The sequence below is a fragment of the Leucobacter albus genome, assembly GCF_039528015.1.
Taxonomy (GTDB): Bacteria; Actinomycetota; Actinomycetes; order Actinomycetales; family Microbacteriaceae; genus Leucobacter; species Leucobacter albus.
The window spans coordinates 32,527-57,065 of sequence record NZ_BAAAKZ010000017.1 but is presented as its reverse complement, the minus strand read 5'-3'; the positions used below and the strand labels follow the sequence as shown (position 1 = coordinate 57,065).

17 protein-coding genes are annotated in these 24,539 nt (G+C 68.9%); 9 read left to right on the top strand and 8 right to left on the bottom strand.

Going from position 1 to position 24,539, the window contains the following annotated elements:
- Positions 1 to 88: 88 nt before the first annotated feature.
- Both ABD115_RS15270 and ABD115_RS15265 read right to left on the bottom strand, forming a co-directional pair.
- Positions 89 to 886 (bottom strand): response regulator transcription factor, encoded by a 798-nt coding sequence (locus ABD115_RS15270; protein ID WP_343962437.1) that lies wholly within the window; start codon positions 884 to 886, stop codon positions 89 to 91.
- Complete coding sequence (locus ABD115_RS15265; protein ID WP_343962435.1) at positions 883 to 2,112, bottom strand: ATP-binding protein; 1,230 nt, start codon at positions 2,110 to 2,112, stop codon at positions 883 to 885. Before ABD115_RS15265 ends, ABD115_RS15270 begins: the two co-directional genes overlap by 4 nt.
- A gap of 179 nt (positions 2,113 to 2,291) precedes the next feature.
- Between ABD115_RS15265 and ABD115_RS15260 the strand changes: the two genes are divergently transcribed.
- Genes ABD115_RS15260 through ABD115_RS15250 form a run of 3 tightly spaced genes read left to right on the top strand, consistent with a single transcriptional unit; the run spans position 2,292 to position 5,531 of the window.
- Entirely contained in the window at positions 2,292 to 3,314 is a 1,023-nt protein-coding gene (locus ABD115_RS15260) for a tripartite tricarboxylate transporter substrate binding protein (RefSeq protein ID WP_343962433.1), read from the top strand.
- The gene (locus tag ABD115_RS15255) at positions 3,311 to 3,970 is read left to right on the top strand and encodes a tripartite tricarboxylate transporter TctB family protein (RefSeq protein ID WP_343962431.1); all 660 of its coding nucleotides are present in this window, start codon (positions 3,311 to 3,313) and stop codon (positions 3,968 to 3,970) included. The genes ABD115_RS15260 and ABD115_RS15255 overlap by 4 nt, the downstream gene beginning before the upstream one ends.
- Before the next feature lies 1 nt (position 3,971).
- A complete protein-coding gene (locus tag ABD115_RS15250; protein WP_343962429.1) occupies positions 3,972 to 5,531 on the top strand; it encodes a tripartite tricarboxylate transporter permease in 1,560 nt (519 codons plus the stop codon).
- Between the two features lie 168 nt (positions 5,532 to 5,699).
- Here the strand turns inward: ABD115_RS15250 and ABD115_RS15245 are convergent, their stop codons facing one another.
- Positions 5,700 to 6,377 (bottom strand): TetR/AcrR family transcriptional regulator, encoded by a 678-nt coding sequence (locus tag ABD115_RS15245; RefSeq protein ID WP_343962427.1) that lies wholly within the window; start codon positions 6,375 to 6,377, stop codon positions 5,700 to 5,702.
- 183 nt (positions 6,378 to 6,560) lie between these two features.
- Between ABD115_RS15245 and ABD115_RS15240 the strand changes: the two genes are divergently transcribed.
- Positions 6,561 to 8,315, top strand: coding sequence for an acyl-CoA dehydrogenase family protein (locus ABD115_RS15240; RefSeq protein ID WP_343962425.1), 1,755 nt, complete (start codon positions 6,561 to 6,563; stop codon positions 8,313 to 8,315).
- 904 nt (positions 8,316 to 9,219) lie between these two features.
- On the opposite strand, the gene ABD115_RS15235 is transcribed toward ABD115_RS15240, so the two are convergent.
- Positions 9,220 to 10,134, bottom strand: coding sequence for a LysR family transcriptional regulator (locus ABD115_RS15235; protein WP_343962423.1), 915 nt, complete (start codon positions 10,132 to 10,134; stop codon positions 9,220 to 9,222).
- 123 nt (positions 10,135 to 10,257) lie between these two features.
- On the opposite strand from ABD115_RS15235, the gene ABD115_RS15230 reads away from it, so the two are divergent.
- Entirely contained in the window at positions 10,258 to 11,778 is a 1,521-nt protein-coding gene (locus tag ABD115_RS15230) for an aminotransferase class I/II-fold pyridoxal phosphate-dependent enzyme (protein WP_343962420.1), read from the top strand.
- A 179-nt stretch (positions 11,779 to 11,957) separates the two neighbouring features.
- Here the strand turns inward: ABD115_RS15230 and ABD115_RS15225 are convergent, their stop codons facing one another.
- Entirely contained in the window at positions 11,958 to 12,200 is a 243-nt protein-coding gene (locus ABD115_RS15225; protein ID WP_343962418.1) for a hypothetical protein, read from the bottom strand.
- A 94-nt stretch (positions 12,201 to 12,294) separates the two neighbouring features.
- Between ABD115_RS15225 and ABD115_RS15220 the strand changes: the two genes are divergently transcribed.
- A complete protein-coding gene (locus tag ABD115_RS15220; RefSeq protein ID WP_343962416.1) occupies positions 12,295 to 14,058 on the top strand; it encodes a DUF885 domain-containing protein in 1,764 nt (587 codons plus the stop codon).
- Between the two features lie 26 nt (positions 14,059 to 14,084).
- Positions 14,085 to 15,536, top strand: coding sequence for a purine-cytosine permease family protein (locus tag ABD115_RS15215; protein WP_343962414.1), 1,452 nt, complete (start codon positions 14,085 to 14,087; stop codon positions 15,534 to 15,536).
- Here the strand turns inward: ABD115_RS15215 and ABD115_RS15210 are convergent.
- From ABD115_RS15210 to ABD115_RS15200, 3 genes are all read right to left on the bottom strand, one after another.
- Positions 15,515 to 16,006 carry a hypothetical protein gene (locus ABD115_RS15210; RefSeq protein ID WP_343962412.1) on the bottom strand — a complete coding sequence of 164 codons (492 nt, stop codon included), beginning with the start codon at positions 16,004 to 16,006 and terminating at the stop codon, positions 15,515 to 15,517. The two genes, ABD115_RS15215 and ABD115_RS15210, sit on opposite strands and share 22 nt — an antisense overlap.
- A gap of 29 nt (positions 16,007 to 16,035) precedes the next feature.
- Complete coding sequence (locus tag ABD115_RS15205) at positions 16,036 to 16,833, bottom strand: DUF4190 domain-containing protein (protein ID WP_343962410.1); 798 nt, start codon at positions 16,831 to 16,833, stop codon at positions 16,036 to 16,038.
- Between the two features lie 384 nt (positions 16,834 to 17,217).
- A complete protein-coding gene (locus ABD115_RS15200) occupies positions 17,218 to 18,759 on the bottom strand; it encodes a DEAD/DEAH box helicase (protein WP_343962408.1) in 1,542 nt (513 codons plus the stop codon).
- A 239-nt stretch (positions 18,760 to 18,998) separates the two neighbouring features.
- Here ABD115_RS15200 and ABD115_RS15195 point away from each other — a divergent pair, with 239 nt between their 5' ends.
- Both ABD115_RS15195 and ABD115_RS15190 read left to right on the top strand, forming a co-directional pair.
- Positions 18,999 to 22,922, top strand: a complete 3,924-nt coding sequence (locus ABD115_RS15195; RefSeq protein ID WP_343962406.1) for a TM0106 family RecB-like putative nuclease — start codon at positions 18,999 to 19,001, stop codon at positions 22,920 to 22,922.
- A 9-nt stretch (positions 22,923 to 22,931) separates the two neighbouring features.
- On the top strand, positions 22,932 to 24,311 hold the full coding sequence (locus ABD115_RS15190; protein ID WP_343962404.1) for a pyridoxal phosphate-dependent aminotransferase: 1,380 nt from the start codon (positions 22,932 to 22,934) through the stop codon (positions 24,309 to 24,311).
- Positions 24,312 to 24,539 lie beyond the last annotated feature (228 nt).

Below are 24,539 nucleotides of genomic sequence, written 5' to 3'. Positions count from 1 at the left end.
GCGCCATAACGCGCGTTACGTGCAGAAAGTTTCGGGGTGCGGGCGACCCCGCCCCGGGGCACCGCGCACCCCGGGGCGGGGTCGCGGGCTACGGCGCTGGCGCCGGCACGAGCCGGTACAGCACCTCGGGCCTGCCGCGCTTGCCGTAGCGATGCGAGATGTCGATCGCGCCGGCCGCGACGAGATAGTCGAGATATCGCCTGGCGGTCGCCACCGACACCGTGCACTCGGCAGCGAGCGCGGCAGCGGTGAGGGGCATCACCGGGTCGAGCGCTCCAACGATCTCATCGAGCGTCACGCGGGAGATCCCCTTCGGCAGCGTGGCGCCAGCAGCGCGCGCAGCCCCGGCCGCACGCCACGACGCGCGGGGCTCCGACGACGCCCGGGCCGCTTGCCCCGCCTGCACCTGCACGCGGCCGGTCGAGAGGAGCTGATCGATCTCGCCCTGCGCGAGCGGCACCTCGCGCAGCTCCGGCGTGTGAGCCCGAGATCGGGCCAGGTCGCTCCGGTAGACCTGCAGCCTGCCCGCGAGCGCATCCTCGGTGAACGGTTTCACGAGGTAGCCGACGATGTGCCCGGCGAGCGCCTGGCGCACGGTAACGCGATCTTGCGACGAGCTGATGACGAGCACATCGGGGGAGTCTGGCCCGAGCGTGCGCACCCGGTTGAGTACCTCAACGCCGCTGATGTCGGGGAGCCGCATGTCGAGGAGCACAAGGTCGACCCCGCCGCGCACGATGACCTCGACCGCGGCGCGCCCCGTGCCGACCGCGCCGACGACCGTGAAGCCCGGGGCGTCTGCGAGAAACCTGCTGTGCAGCTTCCGCGCGCCAGCGTCGTCGTCGACGATGAGCACGCGGGTATCAGCCGCGATGGGGGTCGTCATCGCACCTCCATGTCGAAGCGAAACCGCGCGCCGCCGGCCGCCGCTCGGCCCAGCTCGATGGTGCCGTCACGGCTGGTGACGGTGCGGCGCACGAGGTCGAGGCCGATGCCGCGCCCGATGCCCGTCGCGTCGACCTTTGTGGAGACACCCCGGGTGAACACCCGCTCAAACTCGGTCGCGGGAATGCCGCCGCCGTCGTCCGAGACCTCCCCGAAGAACCTACCGTCGCGCTCGGTGAGCTTGCAGTGCACGACAGAGGCGCCGGCTTCCCCGGCATTGCGACACAGATTTGCGAGCACGAGCATCACCTCCTCATCGACCTCGCTTGACACCGAAACCTCGGCCTCGAGCCGTGCGCCGTGCGCGCTGAGCTCGGCGCGGAGGGCGTCAAGGGTCGCCCGCAGCAGCGGCTGTTCGCGCAGCCCCTCACCGTGGGCCGACGAGGATACAGGGGCGATGCTCTCGATGTACCCGAGCGCGTCTGCGGTATCGCCGTGCGAGACGAGGCCGTGCAACACGTGCAGCCGGGTCATGAACTCGTGCGACTGCTCCTGCAGCGCCGCCGCGGTGCGCCGGAGCCCCTCGTGCTCGCGGGCCGCGTCGTCGAGCCTGCGAAACCTTCGTTCGAGCAGCGCCGCGATGCTCGAGCTGGCGAGGGTGCCGACGACGAGCGCTCCGAGCGCCCACGGCAGCAGCTGCCTGAGCGCCTCGGAGGAGTCGGCAGCTATTCGGCTCTCAAGAATGCCGACCGACAGCGCGCCGATGATCTCGCCCTCTGCGTCGCGCACGGGCACCTTTGCGCGCAGCGTGCGCCCGATCGTGCCGGTCTCGGTGCCCAAGAACGTCTCCCCGGCGAGCACCGCTGAATAGTCGGTGGAGAGCACCTGGCCGCGGCGGCTCGGAGTGGGGTGGGTGGCGCGCACGCCGCGTTCGTCAGAAATCACGACGTAGTCGACCCCGGCTGCGCGTTCGATGACGTCGGCGAGGGGCTGCAGCTCCGCGGTCGCCGCGGAGATGTCGGTGTGTACGAGCGCGAGCGCGGTGCGAACCTGCGACAGCTCGGCGAGACTGAGGGCGACACTCGAGACTCGCTCACCGGTCGTCTCACGGATGCTGCGCTCCTGCACCGCATACGCGATCGCAGTGGTGAGCGCGACGGCGGCGACGACGATCACCGTCGGCAGAAAGAGCATCACGAGCCGCATGCTCTTGGCTGTGCGCTTCATCGCCACAGTCGCTACCTCCTTGTTGACGACTCAGTCTAAACCGAGGCGGGATTGCCTGGACACGCGCGCCGTGAGCATCAAAGAGGTTAAATGCGCCCGGTGCCCAGGCCAGCTCGAGACGCTGCCACAGTGAGTGCGAGTCATGGCACACCGCCACCCTCACAAAGGAGTGAACACCAGTGGAAGAACCTGCCAGCGCGGCACCGCCGCGCACACCCCCAAAGCGCTCGCGGCTCGTCTCGCGCGTGGTCGCCGGAGCCGTCGCGGCCTGCGCCATCGGCGTCGCAGCATTCGGATCGATCAGCTCGGCCTCCGCGGGCGGGGACATCACCTCGTCGCTCACCATCGTCGCCCCGGCCGCCGCCGGCGGCGGCTGGGACACCGTCGCGCGCGAGATGCAGCAGGCGCAGCGCGCGAACGGCCTCACCGCCAACGTGCAGGTCGTGAACATGCCGGGAGCCGGCGGCACGATCGCGCTCGGCAACCTGACCCGAATGGAGGGCCGCGCGAACACGATGCTCGTCGGCGGCACCGGCCTGCTCGCGGCAACCATTCAGTACGATTCGGCGGCCACCCTTGACGACGTGACGCCGCTCGCGGTGCTCTTCGACGAGTACGACGTCTTGGTCGTGCCGGCCGATTCGCCGTACGAGACCCTCGACGACCTCGTCGCGGCGTGGCAGGCCGACCCGAAGTCGGTGCCCTGGACGGGCGGCGGGTCGTTCGACCAGCTCGTCGTCACCGACCTCGCGCTCGCCGCCGGCATTGACCCAATCGACACGACCTACATCTCGTCTGACGGTGGCGGTGAGGCCGTCGCGGCCCTCCTCAATGGCACCGCGCAGGCCGCTGCGGGCGGCTACCCCGACAACATTGACCAGATCGAGTCGGGCCGGCTGCGCGCCCTGGCCCTCATCGCCGAGGAGCCTGTTGACGGTATCGACATTCCGACAGCGCGCGAGCAGGGGTACGACGTGACGCTCGCGAACTGGCGCATGCTCGCGGCCCCCGCAGCGATCACCGAGGAGGAGACGGCGCAGCTCACGGCGCTCATCGAGGACTCGGTTGCGACGCCCGAGTGGCAGGCCGCGGTCGGTCGCTACCACTGGAGCGAACACTTCATCGTCGGCGCAAACGTCGCCGAGTTTTTGACCACCGAGCGCGATCGCATTGCGCGGCTCTACGAGGAGATGGGGCAATGAGCTATTCGAACAATCCGACCGCGATGTCGGCGGTGATCGGCGAGGAGATCGTGCTCGCGGGCGGGGCAGATCGGCGCACGGAGCTGCTCAAGCAGCTCATCATGCCGGCGCTGCTCCTCGCCTTCGCGGGCTACCTCGCGATCGGGATGCTGACGATGCGGGTGCCAGAGGGCACCGCGTTTCCCGGGCCGAAGTTCTTCCCGGCGCTCATCGCGAGCGGCATGACGCTGTTTGCGATCCTGCTCGCGGTGCAGGCGGTGCGCGCGCACCGCGCTTCCGCCGCGCTCGCGCGGGCCGAGGCGCTCCGCGGGCTCGACGAGGGGGAGGCGGGGGTCGTGGCGGATCAGACAGCCCCCGGATCCGCCACCGCCACCGGCGACCCCGCGCACGCCGAGCCGGCGCGCAGGGTGGGCGTCGACTGGCGCTCGCTCGCCTGGGTGATCGGCTCGTTCCTCGCCTTCGCACTCGTGCTCCCCACCCTCGGCTGGATCATCGCGGCCGGGCTGCTGTTCTGGGGAGTGGCTCGCGGGTTTGGCGCAGGCAAGCCGCTCACCAGTCTCATCGTCGGGTTCACGCTGAGCTCGTTCGTTTACATCGCATTCGACATGGTGCTCGGGATGTCGCTCCCGTCGGGCATCTTGGGCTGGGGGTTCTGACATGGAAACGCTTCAACTTCTGCTCGACGGTTTTGCCGGCGCGCTCAGCTGGCAGAACCTGCTCTGGGTGCTCATCGGCTGCCTCCTTGGTACCGCTGTCGGCGTGCTGCCTGGCCTCGGCTCCTCGATGGCCGTCGCGCTGCTGTTGCCGGTGACGTTCTCGCTCGAACCCACTGCGGCCTTCATCATGTTCGCTGGCGTCTACTTCGGCGGGCTGTTCGGCGACTCAACCATGGGCATCCTCATGAACACGCCGGGCCAGGCGTCGGCGATCGCGTCGACGTTCGAGGGGCACAAGATGGCGCTCAACGGGCGGGCCGCGCAGGCGCTCGCCACTGCGGCAATTGGTGCGTTCATCGGCGGTTTCGTCGCTTCGATCGTCGTCGTCTTCCTCGCCCCGGTGCTCGCCGACTTCTCGACCAGGTTCGGGCCGGCGGAGTTCTTCGCGCTCGCGGTGTTCGCCTTCGCCGCGACCTCATCGGTCGTGACCGACAGTGCGGTGCGGGGGCTCGCGGCGCTGTTCATCGGGCTCGGGATCGCGGTCATCGGCATCGACGGCGTCTCGGGTGCCCCGCGCTTCACCATGGACTCTCCAAACTTGTTCGACGGGATCTCGCTCGTCACCGTGACCGTGGCAGTCCTCGCGCTCGGCGAGGTGATCTACGTCGCCTGCCTCGAACGGCACGTCACCGGCGGCAAGATCATTCGCCCGAAGGGTCGGCCGTGGCTGTCGCGCGCCGAGATGCGAGAGGCGGCGCCCGCGTGGGCGCGCGGCACCGCGATCGGGCTGCCGTTCGGCATTATCCCGGCCGGCGGATCCGAGATCCCCACCTTCCTCGCCTACGGCGTCGAGAAGCGGCTCGACGCGCGCCGCTCGCGGCCGAAGTTCGGCACGGGCGCGATCCGCGGGCTCGCTGCCCCCGAGGCGGCTGGCAACTCGACGACCGGCATGGCGATGGGCGCGCTGCTCGCGCTCGGGCTGCCAATCTCCGCGACCGCCGCGATCATGCTCGCCGCCTTCCGGCAGTACGGGCTACAGCCGGGGCCGCTGCTGTTCGAGCGCGCGCCTGAACTTGTGTGGGCGCTGCTTGCGAGCTTCTTCATCGCGATGATCATGCTGCTGATCTTGAACCTGCCGTTCGCGATGCTGTGGGCCAAGCTGCTGCTCATCCCGCGGCCGTACCTCTACGCGGGCATCACCGTGTTCTGCGCGTTCGGCATCTACGCGACGTCGGGTTCGGTGTTCGACCTGCTCATGCTGCTCGGCATCGGCATCGTTGGGTTCCTCATGCGGGCGCTCGACTTCCCGATCGCGCCGCTCATCATCGGCATGGTGCTCGGGCCGCTCGCAGAGACGAGCCTGCGCGATGCGACCATGAGCGCCGGCGGTGACTTCTCGGTGCTCGTGCAGGGGCCGATCGTGCTCACCCTCTACGCGCTGCTCGTACTCGTGCTCGGGTTCGCCATTCGTGGGCGGGTTCGTGCGCGCCGGGAGGCGCGCCTGGCTGCGGGCCTGGCTGCGGGTGCCTCGGTGCGCGCTGAGGCTCGCAGCGAGGTGTGAACCGAGGTGTGAACTTTCTGCGCGTAACGCGCGTTATGGGAGCGCTATAACGCGCGTTACCCGCAGAGAGTTGGGGTGCAGGTGCCGGTGCACCCGCACCCCCGGGGCGCGGGGTGCGGGGCGCGGGGTGCGGGGCGCGGGGTGCGGGGCGCGGGGTGTGGGCCCGGGTTAGCCAAGCTGGTCGGTGATCGCGCGCAGCACGTCGTCGGGGGAGGCCCCGGCCTCGAATGCCGCAACGACGACCCGCGAGGCCCCGGCCTCGCCGCCGAACCAGGGGGCAAACTTCGCGAGCAGCGCCGTCAGCTCGCGGGTCAGCCCGCCGAATGCGTGGTCGTCGCCGAGCTTCATCCAGCGGCGCAGCGCGGCGTTGTGCACGGCGACGACAGCGGCGGCTACGGCGATCGGCCCCCAGTCGGGGGTGCCAGGGGCTGCGACCCTGGCGAGGTAGCGCTGAAACATGCGCTCGTAGCGGTGCGTGATGACGAGCTCGCGCTCTCGCAGCAGAGGCGTGCTGCGCAGCAGCTGGGCCCGCATTCGGGCGGTCACGGGGTCGCGGGTGAGCACGCGCGATACCTCGAGGGTGCCGCGGGCGATGGTCTCGGAGGCCGTGAGATCTGAGGTGTCGAGCTGCTCCTGCAGCTGGCTGAGGGCGAGGTCGTGGTCGGCGAACACGACATCCTCTTTGCTGCCGAAGCGGCGAAAGAACGTGCTGCGGCTCATGCCGATCGCGTCGGCGAGGCTGCTCGTGGTGGTCTGCTCGTAGCCATGCTCGGTGAGGTAGCGCACGGCGGTAGCCTGCGGCGATGCTGGCGCGTCGGGGGCAGAGGCTGCAGTGCTGGTGGTCATGGGTGCAAGTTAGCACACGCATGAAACCCGGTGCCGCATATGTTTGCGAGTCACGGCGGAGAATCGCGGCCAGTGAGGCGCATCCCTGACCTTGATTTGAGACTGAGTCTCAGGCATACTCGTGGTGACGCGCGGCAAAGCTTCGAGCCGCGCCCGAGTACGACCAACGATGGAGTGTCGAGTATGGCTATCGCGAATTTTGCCCCCCAGACCGTTGCCGACGCGGGCACCTACGTGCCCCCGGTTGCGGAGTACGCCTTTCTGCTCAAGGAGGCGTTCGGCACCGACGTTGTCGCTCGTGCGACCGGCGGCGCCCTCAGCGCCGACGACGCCGGCGACGCGCTCGAGGCTGCGGGGGAGTTCGCAGCCGAGGTGTTCGCGCCGCTCGACAGGGTCGGCGACCAGGTCGGTGCGCAGCTCGTCGACGGCGGCGTGCGCACCCCCGACGGGTTCAAGGAGGCGTACAAGGCGTTCGCCGAGGCCGGCTGGGTCTCCGCCTCCGTGTCCGAGGAAGCGGGCGGCGACGGCCTGCCCGGCTCGGTCACCGCGGCGCTGTCGGAGTTCTGGAATGCGTCGAACGCGGCGTTCGCTCTCTGCCCAGGGCTCAGCCACGGCGCTATTAGTGCGCTGCAGAAGAACGGCTCAGCGGAACTGCGTTCCAGCTACCTGCCGAAGCTCGTGAGCGGCGAGTGGACGGGCACGATGAACCTCACCGAGCCGCAGGCCGGCAGCGACCTCGGCGCGGTGCGCACGATGGCCCGCGACAACGGCGACGGCAGCTGGGCGGTCAGCGGCCAGAAGATCTTCATCACCTGGGGCGACCACGACGTCGCCGACAACATCGTGCACCTCGTGCTCGCCCGCACCGAGGGCGCTCCCGAGGGCCACCGTGGGCTGTCGCTGTTCCTCGTGCCGAAGTTCAAGCTCGATGCGAACGGCGCCCCCGGCGAGCGCAACTCGGTCGTGACGGTCGGCCTCGAGCACAAGCTCGGCATTCACGCGTCACCGACCTGCGTGCTGCAGTTTGAGGATGCCACCGGCTACCTTGTCGGCGAGCTGCACCAGGGGCTCATCGGCATGTTCGTGATGATGAACGAGGCCCGCGTCGGCATCGGGGTGCAGGGCCTCGGCGTGGCTGATCGCGCGTACCAGCGCGCCTTTGCCTACGCGCACACCCGGCTGCAGGGCTCGGTGCTCGGGCTGCCCGAGGGCACGCCGATCGCCGGGCACCCCGACGTGCGCCGCCTGCTCGTGTCGATGTCGAGCCGCATCTCGGCGATGCGCGCATTCTCGGTGCTCGTTGGTGACGTGCACGATCGTGCTGAGTCCGACGGCACCGGCGCGCTCGCCGAGCTCTTCGTGCCGATCCTCAAGTCGTGGCTCACCGAGCAGGCCGTGCACGTGTCCTCCGACGCCGTGCAGGTGCACGGTGGCATGGGCTTCATCGAAGAGACGGGCGCTGCGCAGCACTTCCGCGACTCGCGCATCCTCCCGATCTACGAGGGCACCACCGCGATCCAGTCGAACGACCTTGTCGGCCGTAAGGTGCTCCGCGACAAGGGCGAGACCGTGTCGCAGGTGTTCGCGCTGATTCGCGAGCATCTCGCCGCGCTGACCGCGACCGGCAACGACGTCGCCAAGCGGCTCGCGGAGCGCACCGAGCGCGCGGTCGCCGCGGCCGAGCGCGCGACGCAGGCGCTCCTTGGCTTCGGTGCGAGCCCGCGCGACGCGTTTGCGGTGTCGGTGCCGTTCCAGGAGCTGCTCGCGACGCTCGTCGGCGGGTGGATGCACGCGACGATCGTGAACGCTGTGCTCGCGCACACCGAGGTTTCGGCAGACGACGAGCGACGGCTTCTCGAGGCCGACTTCTACAGCGCCCACCACCTCGCGCGGGTGCACGCGCTCGCTGAGACGGTCGCGGCTGGCGAGATCGGCTAGCCGAGGGTCGCGTCGGTCGCGGCGGATCGCCGGGCCGGGTACGCGGGAGACCGCGGGGTGCGCGCTAGGCGGTACCCCGCGGCCTCCCTGTTTCGTCGGCCGGTGCTCAGGCGCCGCGCCGCCGCGACAGGCCGCGGGCCAGGAGCGCAGCCCCGGCGGCGCCGGCGACGAGCGCTCCGATTGCCGCGTAGCCCGGGGCGCCGAGGGCACCGGTGCGCGCGAGGGCGTCGGGGAGCTCCGCAGTCGCGCTCGTGCCCGCTGGAGCGGCCTGGAGGCTGCCCGGCGTGGAGATGCGTGGCTGTTGGCGTGGACACCTTCAACCTCACTCAGAGACCTGACACGAGAACAGTCGCTTCCAGATTGTCGCTGGGTTGCCTAGCGCAAGGTGCTCCGCGGGGACTGTGACACAGCATGCTCCGCGCGGATCGTTCCAATTGCGATCCACACTCCAAGCCATGTCAACCCTGCCAAGCAGGCAAAGGGCCACAACGGTGGAGGCGAAATCGCGATTGCCACCGCTGTGCCGAAGAGCCCGTAGCTGCTAATGATGAGCGCCTTGGCGGCTGCCCTCTGTCCGGTCAGCCAGGACCGCTCGGAACGTACAAGGATCCGAGTTCGAAGCCCGGCCCAGCCGTTGCGCCTCAATGTACCGTGTCTGCTAGCCCGTCCCATCCAAAGCATGAAAAAACCAGCAATCACGGCTCCACCGACTATGGCAATCTGTGTGACGACTCCAGCCATGTGGCCCTCCGTTCGCTGCAACTCTAGGTCGCAAGCCACTTACGGGCAAGGCGGGCGTCGACCCAATCCACCTGGTGCTGGCGCCGTGCTCGGTCCGCCGACAGTTCTCTTTTGGGTGGGGCTGCGTTGGAAATAAGGGGCCGCTGTTCGCTCGGAATCGAACCTAGTCGAGCGCGCTGATCGAGCGGCGCACCGCCTCGGCGAGCTGGCGCACGGCGGCGCTGGGGCCGCCCGCGCCCGCGGGGGCCGCGAGAATGAGCTCGCGGGTGAACCGTTCGTCGGCAATCGGCCGCAGCACGACGCCCTCGGGCACGCTGCTGCGCATGAGTGTCGGCACGAGCGCGACCCCCATGTTGGCGGCGATGAGCCCGAGCACCACGGCGTAGTCGTCGGTGCGCACCGGCACCTTCAGCTTCACCTGGGTGCTGTCGAAGAGCTCGCGCACCAGGTCGTCGAGCGTGTCGCCCGGGGTGGATCCCATGACCCAGTTTTCCTCCCCGAGTCGCAGCAGCGTCTGGGCATCGAATTCTTCGACGCCCGCGAGCTCGTGGTGCGCTGGCAGCGCGAGCAGCATCGGGTCGGTGAAGACGTGGGTGGTGTGCACCTCGGAGCGCAGCGGCAGCTCGTAGCCGCCGGCGGCGTAGACGAGTGCGGCGTCGAGGGTGTGCTGGTTGACCCCGCCGACGAGCGGCATCACTTCGGCGAGCGTGGCGTCGAGCTCGATTCCAAGCTCCGTGAGTCGCGCGGCAATGCCGGGGAGAATGCGCGCGGCAGCGGTCGGAAAGATGCCGAAGCGCAGCCGCACGTGGCCGAGCTGCGCGAGGTCGCGCACGTCGGTGAGCGTGCGGTCGGCGAGCCCGAGAATCTCCTCGCCGCGCTCGAGCATGAGCAGCCCAGCGTTCGTGAGCTTCGAGCCCCTGCTGCTGCGAGAGGTGAGCTCGGTGCCGACGAGCCTGTCGAGGTTCTTCAGGTGGTAGTCGACCGTCGGCTGGCTCCAGCCGAGGCGGGTGGCGGCGCGGGCGACCGAGCCCTCGGCTGCGACGGCGCTGAGGGCCTGTAACTGGCGAAGATCGATCACATTGGCTCCCGGAATAGCTGAGGGTGAGGTGCGCGAACGCGCCCGTTGCTCCATAGACTATCTGACCCTAGGGAGGCGAGTCTGGGGTTCACTCAGGCGCGCGGCGGGGCCACTATGGAGGGTATGCCTATCGAGAATCACGTGACCCAGCAAGACGCCCCCTACGCAGCCGCGCTCCAGCGCTACGCTGACGCCGGGCCGCAGAGTCTCATGGTGCCCGGCCACGCCTGCGCGCCCGCAAACGGCGGCGCCCACCTCGCGAAGGTGTTCGGCGATCGGGCAGTGCAGCTCGACGTTCCGCTCATGCTCGACGGCATCGATCTCGGGCCGGGCTCACCGCTCGCGCAGTCGCTCGTGCTCGCGGCCGAGGCGTGGGGCGCGCGGCGCACCTGGTTTCTCACGAACGGGGCATCGCAGGGCAACCGCACCGCGGCGTTCGCGGTGCGCGGGCTCGGGGAGCGCGTGCTCATGCAGCGCAGCTCGCACTCGAGCTTCACCGACGGCGTGCTGCTCGCGGGCCTGATTCCGGCGTTCGTCGCGCCCAACGTTGACCACGATCACGGCATTGCCCACGGCCTCACCCCCGAGCGGCTCGAGGAGGCGCTCGCGACCGAGGCCGAAGCGGGCCGCGCGGTGCAGAGCGTGTATGTCGTCTCACCAAGCTACTTCGGCTCGACCGCCGATGTCGCCGGCCTCGCGCGGGTTGCGCACGACCACGGCGCGGCGCTCATTGTTGACGGCGCCTGGGGCGCTCACTTCGGTTTCCACGAGGATCTGCCGGAGTCGCCCGTTCGCCTCGGGGCGGATCTCGTGATCTCGAGCACCCACAAGCTTGCCGGCTCGTTCACGCAATCAGCGATGCTCCATCTCGGTGAGACCGAGTTTGCCGAGCGTCTCGAGCCGCTCGTGAACCGGTCGTACACGATGACAGCCTCGACGTCGGCCAGCGCGCTGCTCATGGGGTCGCTCGATGCGGCCAGGCATGCGCTCATGAACGGCAAGGAACAGATCGGGCGCTCGATCGAGCTTGCCGAGGAGTTCCGCGAGCGGCTGCGCGCGACCGAGCACTTCACCGTCATCAGCGACGACTTCGGAGACTTCCCAGACATTGTGAGCGTTGACCCGCTCCGCGTGCCGATTGACGTGTCACGCATCGGGCAGAGCGGCCACTGGGTGCGAGATCGCATGATTTCTGATTACGGCGTGTACTTCGAGATGTCGACGGCGACGACCATCGTAGCCGTCATCGGGGCACTCGCGACGCCTGACCTTGACCGGGTCATGGCGGGGCTCGACGAGGTCGCGCAGGAGGCGCTGTCGAACAGGGCGGGGGCCAGCGAACTCGTAGCCTTCCCTGAACTGCCCGAGGCAGGCACCCTGCGCATGCTCCCGCGCGCCGCGTTCTTCGCAGAGAGCGTCGTGATGACGGCGCACCAGGCGATCGGTCAGATTTCGGCAGACACCCTCGCCGCCTACCCGCCGGGTATTCCGAACCTCGTGCCCGGCGAAGAGATCACCGAAGAGACGGTGACCTTCTTGCAGGCGGTTGCCGCCTCGCCGACAGGGTACGTGCGCGGTGCGGTCGATCCGCTTGTGGCGACCTTCCGCGTGGTGCGCGACCCGCTCACCGCGAGCGCGAACTAGCTTCTCGGGCGGCACGGGCCCGCTTGCGCGTCGGGAAGCCTCGCAAGCCGGCTCGGCCGCTGGGAATCTGTCGATTCGGTTGCGCGGCGACCCTGGTCACAGGCCACGAAGCTGGCCCCGGGTACACGAAACGGGCGGGTGCGGCATCAGCCGGCACCCGCCCGTTTCGTGTGTGAGGGCTAGGCCTTCTTCTTGCTCTTCTCGAAGAGGTTGCCGACGAGCGTCGAGGTCAGCAGAATGACACCGAGCAGCACCACGCCGACGATCGAGATCGCGATGACGTCGACCGGCTGGCCTGCCGCCGAGAACGGGGCGTGCGTGTCGACCTTCTCGACGCCCTCAGACGCGAACGCGGGCGCGCTCACCAGAACGGTCGCGACTGCGACAGATACGGCGGTGGCGATGCGGGTGCGGATCTTCACTGTGTCTCCTCAGAAATCTGTGAGCGCGCGGCTACGTGCAGCGCACCCTCCTATTCTGCCCTATTTTCTGGCCGCGCGTGGCTATGCTGAGCATATGAGTCTCGAACGCGAAACGACCCCCATTGACCAGATCGCCGAAGATTGGGTTGACACGCTCACCGAGCTCGACCCGATTACCGGCAGTTACATCGGGCGCGAGAGCGCCCACGCGCGGCTCAACGACTTCTCGCCCGAGGGTGGGGAGCAGGTCGCCCAAGCGATGCGTGCGACGCTTGCCGAGCTGCGCGGGGCGACGCCGGTCGACGAGGTGGATCGGGTCACGCAGCTCGACCTCGCCGCAGAGCTCGAGCTGTCGCTCGCCCGTCACGAGGCCGGAGAGGGCCTGCGCGACCTCAACGTCATCGAGTCACCAAGCCAGCAGGTGCGCGACACGTTCGACATGATGCCGAGCGAGACCGAGGCAGACTGGGCAAACATTGCGGCGCGCATGGCCGCAGTGCCCGAAGCGATGCGCTCGTACCGCGCATCTCTCGATGCCGGCATTCGGCGCGGGCTCGTGCCCTCGATTCGCCAGGTGCGCGAGGTCGCGGCCCAGCTGCGCCGCACTGCAGGCATGTCGCCGCTCATGCGGCCCCGAGGCGGCGCGGGCCGCACCGCTGGCGCCGCTGCCGACGTCGAGTCGCCGAAGGGCTTCTTCACCGAACTCGCTGCCCGCGCGGTCGACACAGTTCCCGCTTCCCTTGGATCTGACCTTGCGAACGCCGCGGCGGAGGCCTCCGAGGCGTACGCGGGGCTCGCGAACTTCCTCGACACCGCGCTGTCGGCGCACGCCGTCGAGGCCGACGCGTTCGGTCGCGAGCGCTACGAACTCGCGTCAGAGGTGTTTCTGGGCGCGAAGGTCGACCTCGACGAGACGTACGAGTGGGGCATCGAAGAGCTCGCTCGCATGGTTGATGAGCAGGAACGCATCGCGGGTGAGATTCTCGGCGAGAAGCCGCGCAAGGGAATAGTCGCCGACGCGATCGCGAAGCTCGAGCAAGACCCGGCGCGCAAGCTCCACGGCACCGATGCGCTGCAGCGGTGGATGCAGGAGACCAGCGATCGAGCGGTGCGCGAACTGGGGGAGACGCAGTTCGATATTCCCGCAGAGATTCGCACCCTCGAGTGCATGATCGCGCCAACGCAAGAGGGCGGCATCTACTACACGGGGCCGTCGAGCGACTTCTCGCGCCCCGGCCGAATGTGGTGGTCGGTGCCCGAGGGCGTCACCGAGTTCGACACGTGGCGCGAGCTCACCACGGTCTATCACGAGGGCGTCCCGGGCCACCACCTGCAGATTGGCCAGGCCGTCGTGAACAGCGGCACCCTCAATGAGTGGCGCAGGCAGCTCGCGGGCTCCTCCGGTAACGCCGAGGGCTGGGCGCTCTACGCGGAGCGACTGATGGAGCAGCTCGGCTACCTCGACGACCCGGCAGATCGCCTCGGCATGCTCGACGGACAGCGCATGCGCGCGGCCCGAGTGGTGCTCGACATCGGCGTGCACCTCGGCAAGCAGCGACCCGACGGCGGCGGAGTATGGGACGGCGAGTACGCGTTCGAGTTCATGCGCGACAACGTGAACATGAACGACAGCTTCGTGCGCTTCGAGGTGCTGCGCTACCTTGGCTGGGCGGGGCAGGCGCCGTCGTACAAGATCGGGCAGCGTATCTGGGAAGATCTCCGGGACGAGGCAAAGGGCCGGGCCGAGGCAGGCGGCGGCACCTTCGACATTCGTGACTTCCACCGCGATGCGCTGAAGCTCGGCGTCACCCGCCTGGACACGCTGCAGGCCGTGATGCGGGGCGAACTCAGCGACTAAACTGAGCGCAACATAGGGAGGCCACAGTGTCTAACGAAGTGCCCACACCATCGCTCATAGAGCGCACTGGCATCGAAATCGTGCCCGAGGGTGCCCGCACCGCGAAGCCGCGAGACCTGTTTTGGCCGTGGTTCGCCGCGAACGTGTCGGTGTTCGGCATGTCATACGGCTCGTTCGTGCTCGGCTTCGGCATCTCGTTCTGGCAGGCGACGGCGGTGTCTGTCGTCGGAATCGTCGTGTCGTTCTTCCTCTGCGGCGTGATCGCAATCGCGGGCAAGCGCGGCTCGGCGCCGACGATGGTGCTCTCGCGCGCCGCGTTCGGCGTGCACGGCCAGAAGGTGCCAGGCATCATCTCGTGGCTCACCTCGATCGGCTGGGAGACGTTTCTCGCGATCATGGCGGTGCTCGCGACCGCGACGGTTATCACGCAGCTCGGCGGCGACGGGGGAGTCGCGGTGAAGCTCATCGCGACGATCGTGGTCGCCGCGCTCATCGTGGTTGCCTCGGTGCTCGGGTACCACACGATCATGAAGATGCAGTCAATTCTGACGTGGATCACGGGGGCCGTGACGATCCTCTACATCATTCTCGCGGCCCCGCACATCGACCTGGCAGCTGTCACGGCGATCCCGGCCGGCAGCACGGGCCAGGTCGTCGGCGCGCTCGTGATGGTGATGACGGGATTCGGCCTCGGGTGGATCAATATCGCAGCCGACTGGTCGCGCTACCAGCGCCGCGACGCCTCTGACGGCTCGATCATTCTGTGGAACACGATTGGTGGCGCGCTCGCCCCCGTGATTCTCGTGATCTTCGGCCTGTTGCTCGCGGGCTCAGACCCCGCGCTGATGGAGGCGGTCGGGGCGGATCCGATTGGTGCGCTCGCGACCATCTTGCCGGTGTGGGTGCTCATTCCGTTTCTGCTGACAGCCGTGCTCGCGCTCGTGTCTGGTGCCGTGCTCGGCATCTACTCGTCTGGGCTGACGCTCCTGAGCCTTGGGATTCGCATGCCGCGCCCGGCCGCGGCGGGCATCGATGGCATCATTCTCACGCTCGGCACGATCTGGGTGGTGTTCTTCGCCGAGGGGTTCCTCGGGCCGTTCCAGAGCTTCCTCATCACCCTCGGTGTGCCGCTCGCCGCATGGGCCGGCATTCTTATCGCCGACATTCTGCGGCGCAAGCGCGACTACGACGAGGTCGGGCTGTTCGACGCCCGAGGGCGCTACGGCGCGTGGGATTGGACGGCGGTCGGCATCTTCGTCGTCGCCTCCGTCATCGGTTGGGGCTTCGTCACCAACGGCTTCGCCGCAGACGCGCCGTGGAACAACTGGCAGGGCTACCTGCTCGGCCTCATCGGCGGCAAAGAGGGTGACTGGGCGTACGCGAACCTCGGCGTCTTCTTCGCGCTCGTGCTCTCGTTTGTCGTCGCGTGGTTCGCGCGCGCCGGCAAGATCAGGCGTCAGGAGGCGATCGGCGCGTAGGTCGGGCCAGGGATGGTGCCCTGGCCGGTGGCTGGGCCGGTTCCTGGCGCGGTTCCTGGGGTCGGCCACGCAGGTTGCCGGGGCGGGCTGAGCTGCGTGCCGACTGCGAGCATAACGAGCATGAGGGCGTAGTAGGCCTCTCTGCCGATTGACAAGTAGTCGAACCAGCCGAACCACAGTGGTGCGGTGATGCCTCCGAGCAGCACGATCGACGCGCACGCGATACCGGTTGCCCGGCGGCGCTGGATGCCGAACACCAGGAGCAGAATCGGCCAGGCATATCTCGCCGGGGCAAAGAGTGCCCAGATGATGCTTTCAACTGAGAAGCCATATATGGTCCACGGCGCGAGTTCCTCGAAGAGAAATGCGGCGCCCGAACTGGTACCGGCGGCGACAAGAAGCGTGACCCGCAACACAAGCCAGAGCGCGACGGTGGCCCAGCCGAGCCAAGTGAATGTCTTATGGTTCATGATGAGATTCCTTCTCGAGCGGAGTGCTGTCAGAAAGCGCTGAACGCGCTGAGAATCGCCACGAAATAGACAATGGCGAGCACGATGGATAGCCCGGTGACGATGCTCCCCACGATGACGGCGGTGAGCGCCATGCCGCGCCCCGACTGGCCGGTCACCCGAATCTGGCGCAGCGCGATTGCGCCCAACACGAGGCCCGCGACCGACGAGAACCAGACGGCGATGATCGCGGCCACTGCGAGGCCGTTGCTCGTGGCCTGGGGCAGTGCAGCGGGGGTAAAGGCCGGGGCAGTCGGCTGCGCGCCGAGTGCAACGCTCGCTGAGCCTGCGAGTGAGGGCGCCACCCCGTGCTGTTGCGCGACGAGTTGTTGGGCCCGCTGCTGAACCTGGAGCTGCGCTGCCTGGTGCTGCACGATGCGCGCGGTGCGGCGCTCCTCGGCAAGCGCCCGTACCTCGGGGTTTGGTGGGCTGAGCTGGTAGGCGGCCGCGAGACAGATGGCGACGAAGCAGTATTGAGCGAGATACGGGAAGTCCATGAGTGGCTGTGCGAGAAATGACCCGTAGTACCAGTACAGGGGGCTTTGGGTGAGCGCGAACAGCAGTATGTAGATGGCGGTACCCGCAAAGACGACCCCCGCGGTTCGCCTCCGCTTGAGCGCGATTATCAGGAGTGCGATGCCAAACCCGAACTCGAAGACGTACGCCGAGAACGCGATGAGCGGCGGAGCTATCGGGTCGTACATCCACCGGAAGGCTCCGTGCACGAGAAACGCGACGGTGACGATGCATGCGATCCACGCGCCCGAGACTAAGACGGCTCTGTTCATTGCATTCCTTGGGTGTGGTCGCACGGGCGTTTCCGTTGGGCGGGCCAGGGGGCTTCTGAGCTGCAGCGTTGGCCAGCACACTCACGGGCTCGGAGCGCTCCAGACGGCGCGCTCGAACTCACCTCATACTGGCGCGCCTGTGCGCGGTGCGCCCACCTTCCGGGCCCGAACCGGAAAACCCGGAATCTCGCGCGCGATCGAAGTCGGTGTTCTGCTGCGCGAAAGCAGCCCGCACTTGACCGTGCGCAGCCTGGCCAGCGTAGTCGGCCGGGCGGGTCGGGCGAGGGCTACGTGAGCCTGGCTCGCTCGGGAATGCGAAATGCCCCTGCAAGAACAGGGGCATTTCGTGAACTGGGTTCCCGTGAAGGGAGCCGTCAGGAGTGGCTACGCGCTGCGCTGACCACCCTGGCGACCCTGGCCGCCGCGCTGGCCGCTGGGGCGACCGCCCTGACCACCCTGGCCGCCTTGGCCACCGCGCTGACCGCCCGGGCGCCCGCCCTGACCGCCGCGTGAACCGCCGCCACCCTGGCCGCCGCCCTGGCGCGGCTGGCCTCCGCCCTGGCCTGCCTGACCGCCGCCACCGCCGCGGCGCGAACGCTTGCGCTTTGCGTTCGCTCCGGTCGACGAGCCACTGCCCGCGGGGTTGTGGCCTGCGGCGCGCTGCTGGGCTGCCTGTGCCTCGGCGCGACGCGCTTCGATAGCCTTCGGATCCTGCCTCGGCGCGACCTCGCCGATGAGATCGAGCACCTCACGGTTGACGTTCTTCGCCATCGGATCCACCTGGAGCGGCGTCACGTTGATCTTCGCGGCGCGCATGAGCGTGCGCATCTCGCCGCGCTGCTCGGGCAGCACGATCGTGACGACGTCGCCCTCGTTGCCGGCGCGAGCGGTGCGGCCCGAGCGGTGCAGGTACGCCTTGTGCTCAACGGGCGGGTCGATGTGCACGACAAGATCCACACCGTCGACGTGCACGCCGCGGGCGGCAACATCGGTCGCGACGAGCACGAGCGCCTCGCCCGAAACGAACTCGGCGAGGTTGCGATCGCGCGCGTTCTGCGACAGGTTGCCCTGCAGCTCGACGGCGGGAATGCCCGCCGCGGTGAGCTGCTTCGCGAGCTTCTTCGCCTGGTGCTTCATGCGCGTGAACATGATGCGGCGGGTGTTGCCGCTCGCGAGCGCCTCGATGAGCGCATCCTTCTGCCCCTTGCCAGACACCTCGAAGATGTGGTGCGTGAGCTGCGGCACGGGCGACTCTGCCGAGTCGACCGAGTGGCGCACGGGATCGTGCAGATACTTCTTCACGATGTTGTCGACGCCGTTATCAAGCGTCGCGCTGAAGAGCAGCCGCTGGCCCTGCTTCGGCGTCTGGTTCATGATGCGCGTGACGACGGGGAGAAAACCCATGTCTGCCATGTGATCGGCCTCGTCGAGCACGGTGATCTCGACGCCGTCGAGGGTGAGCAGCTTCTGCTTGAGGAGATCATCGAGGCGGCCAGGGGCCGCGACGACAATGTCGACGCCTGCCTCGAGCGCGGCCTCTTGGCGACGCTGCGGCACGCCGCCGAAGATGGTGGTGACCTTCAGCCCGACCGGGTCGGCGAGCATCTTTAGTGTCTCGGCGATCTGTGTGACGAGCTCGCGGGTCGGGGCGAGAATGATGGCGCGTGGCCGCGACGGCCTGCGCTTCTTTGCGGCCTCGCCCGCCGCGATGCCTGCCTCGCCGCCGGCGAGGTTCGCTGCGATCGGGATGCCGAACGCAATGGTTTTGCCCGACCCAGTGCGGCCGCGACCGAGTACGTCGCGACCCTTCAGGGTGTCGGGGAGGGTGTCGCGCTGAATCGGGAAGGGCTCGGTCTTCCCGTTTTTTTCGAGCGCATGGGCAATGGGAGCTGGCACGCCAAGATCGGCGAAAGTCTGAGTGGTCACGCGGTGTTTGGTACTTCCTGCGTTGGTATATGTCATGGGGAAGTGTTCCCCGGAACTGCCAGTCTACTTGGCGCCGCTGTGGGCTCGCCGCTTCGGGGGTAAACGGGGCCGAAGATTGCTCAGAATACGTCGAATGTCGGCGGTGCGCGATAGCGTCGGAGTGCCAGCGCAGCAGGGTCGCCACGACAGACCGGCACTGCATATCGGCACGGCAGACCGCCACGACAGTAGGGAGCAGCATGTTCGTTCGAGAGACAGCGGCAGGGCCGCTACTCGTGACCAGCGCGAGCGACCTCACCGCGGCGAACAACTGCGAATTCGCCTTCCTGCGACGCGTAGACGCGAAGCTCGGCCGCGACATCGCCGTTCCGGCCGACGACGACGCGATGCTCGCGCGGGCAGGCGGCCTCGGCGACGAACACGAAGTGCGCGTGCTCGGCGAGCTGCGCGAGCAATACGGCGCCGGGGTACTCGGGAGCGCGGGCGGGGTGGTCGAGATCTCACGGCCGGCATCGATGGCGCCAGAGGCGCTGTCGGCGGTCGCCGACGACACCCTCGGTGCACTCCGCGGCGGCGCGAAGATTGTGTTTCAGGCGACGTTCTTCGACCCCGAGCAGCGGCCGGCGGGGGCACCGGGAGCTGGTGCTGGTGAGCCGGGTGCTGGTGCTGGTGCTGGTGCTGGTGCTGGTGCTGGCTCGCCGGCGATCGCGTTTCTCGGCTTCGCCGATTTTCTCGAGCTGCGCGACGACGGCAGCTACGAGGTGCAAGACACGAAGCTGGCGAGGCGGGCCAAGGTCACCGCGCTGATGCAGCTCGCGGCATACGCCGAACAGCTCGAGCGGCTCGGGGTGCCCGTCGCGAGCGAGGCGACGCTCATTCTCGGCTCTGGCGAGCGCACCTCGCACAGTATTGCCGATATCGCGCCAGTATTTCGGCGCCGGCGCGCGCGGCTCCACGAGCTGCTGCTCGCGAGATTCGCCGAGGTCGGCGGCGATGGGCGGCGCGAGAGCGCAGCGGCTGTGGCCTGGGGCGCCCCGGGAATAGTCGCCTGCGGTCGCTGCGAGGTGTGCGAGCCCGAGATCGTGCGCACCCGCGACCCGCTGCTCATCGCCGGGCTGTACCCGCGGCAGCGCACGGCGCTGATCGCGGCTGGCCTCGGCACGATCGACGCCGTAGCGGCGGCGCTGCCCGGGGTCGAAGCGGGCACGGTTACCGTGCCGGGGCTCACCGCCCCTGTGCTCGAACGGCTTGCGGTGCAGGCGGCCGTGCAGGTTGAGAGCGAAGCAGGTGCGCGCGGCGACTCGCCCGCGGATCCGCCACGACTGAGCGTGCGCGTCGTCGCACCTGCGACCCTCGCCGCCCTGCCCGAGCCAGACCCGGGCGACCTCTTCTTTGACTTCGAGGGCGACCCGTTTTATCGCGAGAGCGACGGTGGGCGCGCTGCCGGCGCGAAATGGAACCTCGACTATCTCTTCGGCTTTGTCGACGCGCGCGAGGAGTTCACTGCGATCTGGGCGCACAGCCTCGCCGAAGAACGCGAGGCGCTCAAACGGTTCATCGCGCTCGTCGCAGAGCGCCGGCGCGCCCACCCCGGCATGCGTATTTACCACTACGCGAGCTACGAGCGCACCCACCTGCTCTCGATCGCCGCGCGGCACGGTGTGTGCGAGGCCGAGGTCGACCAGCTGCTCCGCGAACACGTGCTCGTCGACCTCTACCCGATCGTGAGGCAGGCACTCAGGGTGGGCTCACGCTCGTACTCCATCAAAAAGCTCGAACCGCTGTACATGGGTGACGAGGTGCGGGCCGAAGACGGGGTGGTGAGCGGCGCCCAATCGGTCGTCGAGTACGCCGAAGCGAGCGCGCAGCTTCGCGCAGCAGACCCGGCCACGCGCGCCGCCGGGCAGCGCAGGCTCGACGACATCGCCGACTACAACCGCTACGACTGCGTGTCGACGCTGCGGCTGCGCGACTGGCTGCTCGGCATTGCCCGCGAGCACGGGGTGCCGCCGGCCTCGCCGTCGCTCCTCGACATCGCAGAGGAGCCCGTCGCAGAGCCGAGCCGTGTCGGCACACAGCTGTTCGAGCTAGCCGAGCAGGCCGCCGAACCCGCCTCGCGCACTGCGCTACGCCTCGCCGCGAGCGCGATCGACTACCACCAACGCGAGCAGAAATCGTTCTGGTGGGCCCACTTCGCGCGCCTCGTCGACCCGGTAGAAGACTGGGCCGACACCCGCGACGTCGTCACGGTCGACGCCGCCACGAGCGCGGTGCTCGAAGACTGGCACCGGCCGCCGCGCGCCCGCGTGGAGCGCAGGCGCCTCCGGCTGCGCGGCACTGTCGCGCCGGGGAGCACGCTGAAGCCAGGCACCCAGATGTTCGCGCTCTACGACTACCCGGCACCCTTTCCGCAGTGGGGCGGGGCGCCGGGGGCCCGCGCTGCGCGCTCGGTCGACGTCATTGAACGGCACCCCGACGGCGTCACTATTGAGGAGCGGCTACCGAACGACGGGGCCCCGTTTGACGCCCTCCCCGTCGCGATCACGCCGGGGCAGCCGCCCCCGGCCGGGCGGCAGAAGAGCGCGATCGAGGAGTGGGGCAGCGCGCTCGTTAACGCGGCCAGGCTCGGGGAGCCCATCGCCGACCCCGTGTACGAGCTGCTCACCCGCGCACGCCCCCGGGTCGCAGACCTCGAGGGGCTCGTCGCCCCCGAATCTGCCGCTGCGCTGGCCGCAGCTCCCACGGCTGGCGGCGGCGAAGAGACCAGCACCATCGGTGCCGTCATCGCCAGCCTGCGTGGTCTCGACCGCGCGGCACTGGCGGTGCAGGGCCCGCCAGGCACGGGCAAAACCTATCTTGCCGCTCGCGTGATTCGCACACTCGTTGAACGCGACGGCTGGCGCATCGGCGTCGTCGCGCAGTCGCACAAGGTCGTCGAAAACGTGCTCGAGGGCGTCGTGTCGGCCGGGCTTGACCCGCGCCTTGTCGCCAAGGTGCCGCAGGGTGGCAAGCTCGCCCCGGGAGTCGATGCGCCAGGCTACACGGTGCTCGAGCGCGACGGCCACGCGCGGTTCATCGACGGGCTCGCTGGCCGCGGTGCGGTGATGGGAGGTACCGCGTGGGATTTCGCGAACGAGAACCGCTTCGCACGGCGCAGCCTCGACCTGCTCGTCATCGACGAGGCCGGCCAGTTCTCGCTCGCGCCGACAATCGCCGCCTCAGTCGCCGCGCGGCGAATCCTGCTGCTCGGCGACCAGCAGCAGCTGCCGCAGGTATCGCAGGGCTCCCACCCAGAGCCGGTCGACCAGGCCGCGCTGGCGTGGCTGCTCGACGGGCGCGACACCATGCCCACCGACCTCGGCTACTTTCTTGCCGAGACGCGCCGCATGCACCCCGCGCTTGCCGAGGTCGTCTCCGAGCTGTCGTATGCCGGCCGGTTGCACGCGCACCCGAGCACCCTCGAACGGTCTGTGATTGGGGCTGGCGGGGGTAGCGTACGAGACGGTGAGGCTGGTGGGGCCGTGCCGGTTGGGGCGGATCGGCCCGGCCTGGTTGGGACTCGCGTGGTTGGGGCCGATGGGCCCGGTCTGGTTGGGACCCGCGTGGTTGGGGCCGATGGGCCCGGCCTGCACTGGCGGCCCGTCGAGCACACGGGCAACTCGACCCAGTCTCCCGAAGAAGCGGCGGCGGTCGTGCACGCGGTTCGCGAGATTCTTGGCGCCGGCGGGCAGGCTGTCGACGCAAGCGGCGGCGGCCAACCCGCTGGCGCACGCCTGCGTGAACGCGGCCGGGATGGCGCGGCAACCGAGCGGGCGCTGACGGAGCGCGACATCATCGTTGTCGCGGCCTACAACGCCCAGGTCGAGTGCGTCGCCGAGGCGCTCGCGGCCGCGGGGTTTGGGGGTGTGCCCGTTGGCACTGTCGATCGGTTCCAGGGGCAAGAGGCCGTCATCTCGCTCGTCACACTTGCTGCCTCGAGCCCCGAAGACGTGCCGCGCGGGCTCGAGTTTCTGCTCATGCGTAACCGGTTGAACGTGGCGATCAGCCGAGCACAGTGGGCGGCGTACCTGTTCTCGTCGCCCGGGCTCGGCGACGGGCTCCCGAGCACCGCAGAGGGGCTATCAGCGCTTTCGGGCTATCTTCGCCTCACCGAGCACGGGTAACGTGGAGTCATGGTACAGGTTCCAGGCCCATTCAAGACGCCGCCGTCGCTCAAGCTCGACCCGAAGCCGCTCGCCGAGGTGCCGGCGCGGGCTCTGTCTGCCGAGGGCGCTGACGCTGGTGGGGGCGCTGCCGGTGGGGGCACTGCGGGTGGGGGCGCTGCCGGTGGGGGCACTGCGGGTGGGGGCGCTGCTGGTGGGGGCGCTGCCGGTGGGCGGCCCGGTGCCGCGCCCGCTCGCCCGGCATCGCGCAGATCAGAGATTCCCGTATTCGAGGTGATGCAGATCACCGACGAGGTCGCGCGCCGCCGCCACGCCGGCCACGACGTGGTCTCGCTCTGCGCGGGGGAGCCTAGCGCACGCCCGGCGCCCGGCACGCTGCAGCCGGCCGGCTACACGGGGCCACTCGGTACGACGCCGCTGCGCGAGGCAATCGCCGGGCACTATCGCGACTGGTACGGGGTGGAGATCGACCCGGGGCGGGTAGCCGTCACGACCGGCTCGTCAGGCGCGTTTCAGCTCGTGTTTCTCACCGCGTTTGACCAGGGAGACCGGGTCGCGCTCGTGAGCCCCGGCTACCCGGCATACAAGAATATTCTCTCGGCACTCGGGGTCGAGGTCGTCGAGATCGCGACGGGGCCAGACACCCGCTACCAACCGACACCCGAGTTGCTTGAAGCAGCGGCGCGGGAGCGCGGCGACCTCGCCGGCGTTATCGTTGCCTCGCCCGCGAACCCGACGGGCACGATGCTCGGTCGCGCCGAGCTGCAGGCGCTCGTCGACTGGTGCGCGAGGCACGGTGCCCGGTTTATTAGCGACGAGATCTACCACGGAATCTCGTACGCCGAGCCTGGGCCAGACCAGCGCGGCGTCAGCGCTGTCGAACTGCACGGCGACGCGATCGTCATCAACTCGTTCTCGAAGTACTGGGGCATGACGGGGTGGCGGCTCGGCTGGGCGCTGCTGCCCGAGGACCTGGTGGCGCCCTTTGAGGCGCTCGCCTCGAACTTTGCGCTCTCGCCCCCGGCGCCCGCCCAGGAGCTGGCGATGCGGGCCTTCTCTGCCGAAACCTACGGGGAGCGCGACGGCGTTGTTGCCGGGTTTGCCAGAGCCCGGGCACTCATTCTTGATGCGGCACCGGCGCTGGGCTGGGGCACCGCGGCGCCGTCTGACGGGGCGTTCTACTACTACTCAGAGCTCGGCCCGCAGCTCGAGCGCTTCGGCGATTCGTCGAGCTACGCGCGGGCACTGCTTGAGGGTGCCGACGTTGCGGTGGTGCCTGGAGGCGACTTCGACCCTGTCGCCGGGCACCGCGCGGTGCGGCTGTCGTTTGCCGCGGGCGAGGCTGCGGTTGCCGAGGCGCTCGAGCGCATTATCCGCTTCCAGGCGTAGGCAGGCTCGCCCCGAGCCCCCGAGCCCCCGAGCCCCGGGGTCTGCACAAGATAGGTAATCTGCAGCAGATAGGCCCGAGACCAAGGTGTCGGGCCTGTCTTGGGCTGATCCCGGGGTTCGTGCAGATGCCCGGGGGTCGGGCCGAGGCGCGGGGTCTGCGCTAGATAGGCAAACTGCGGTAGATAGGCCCGAGATCGAGGCGTCGGGGCTGTCTTGGGCTGATCTCAG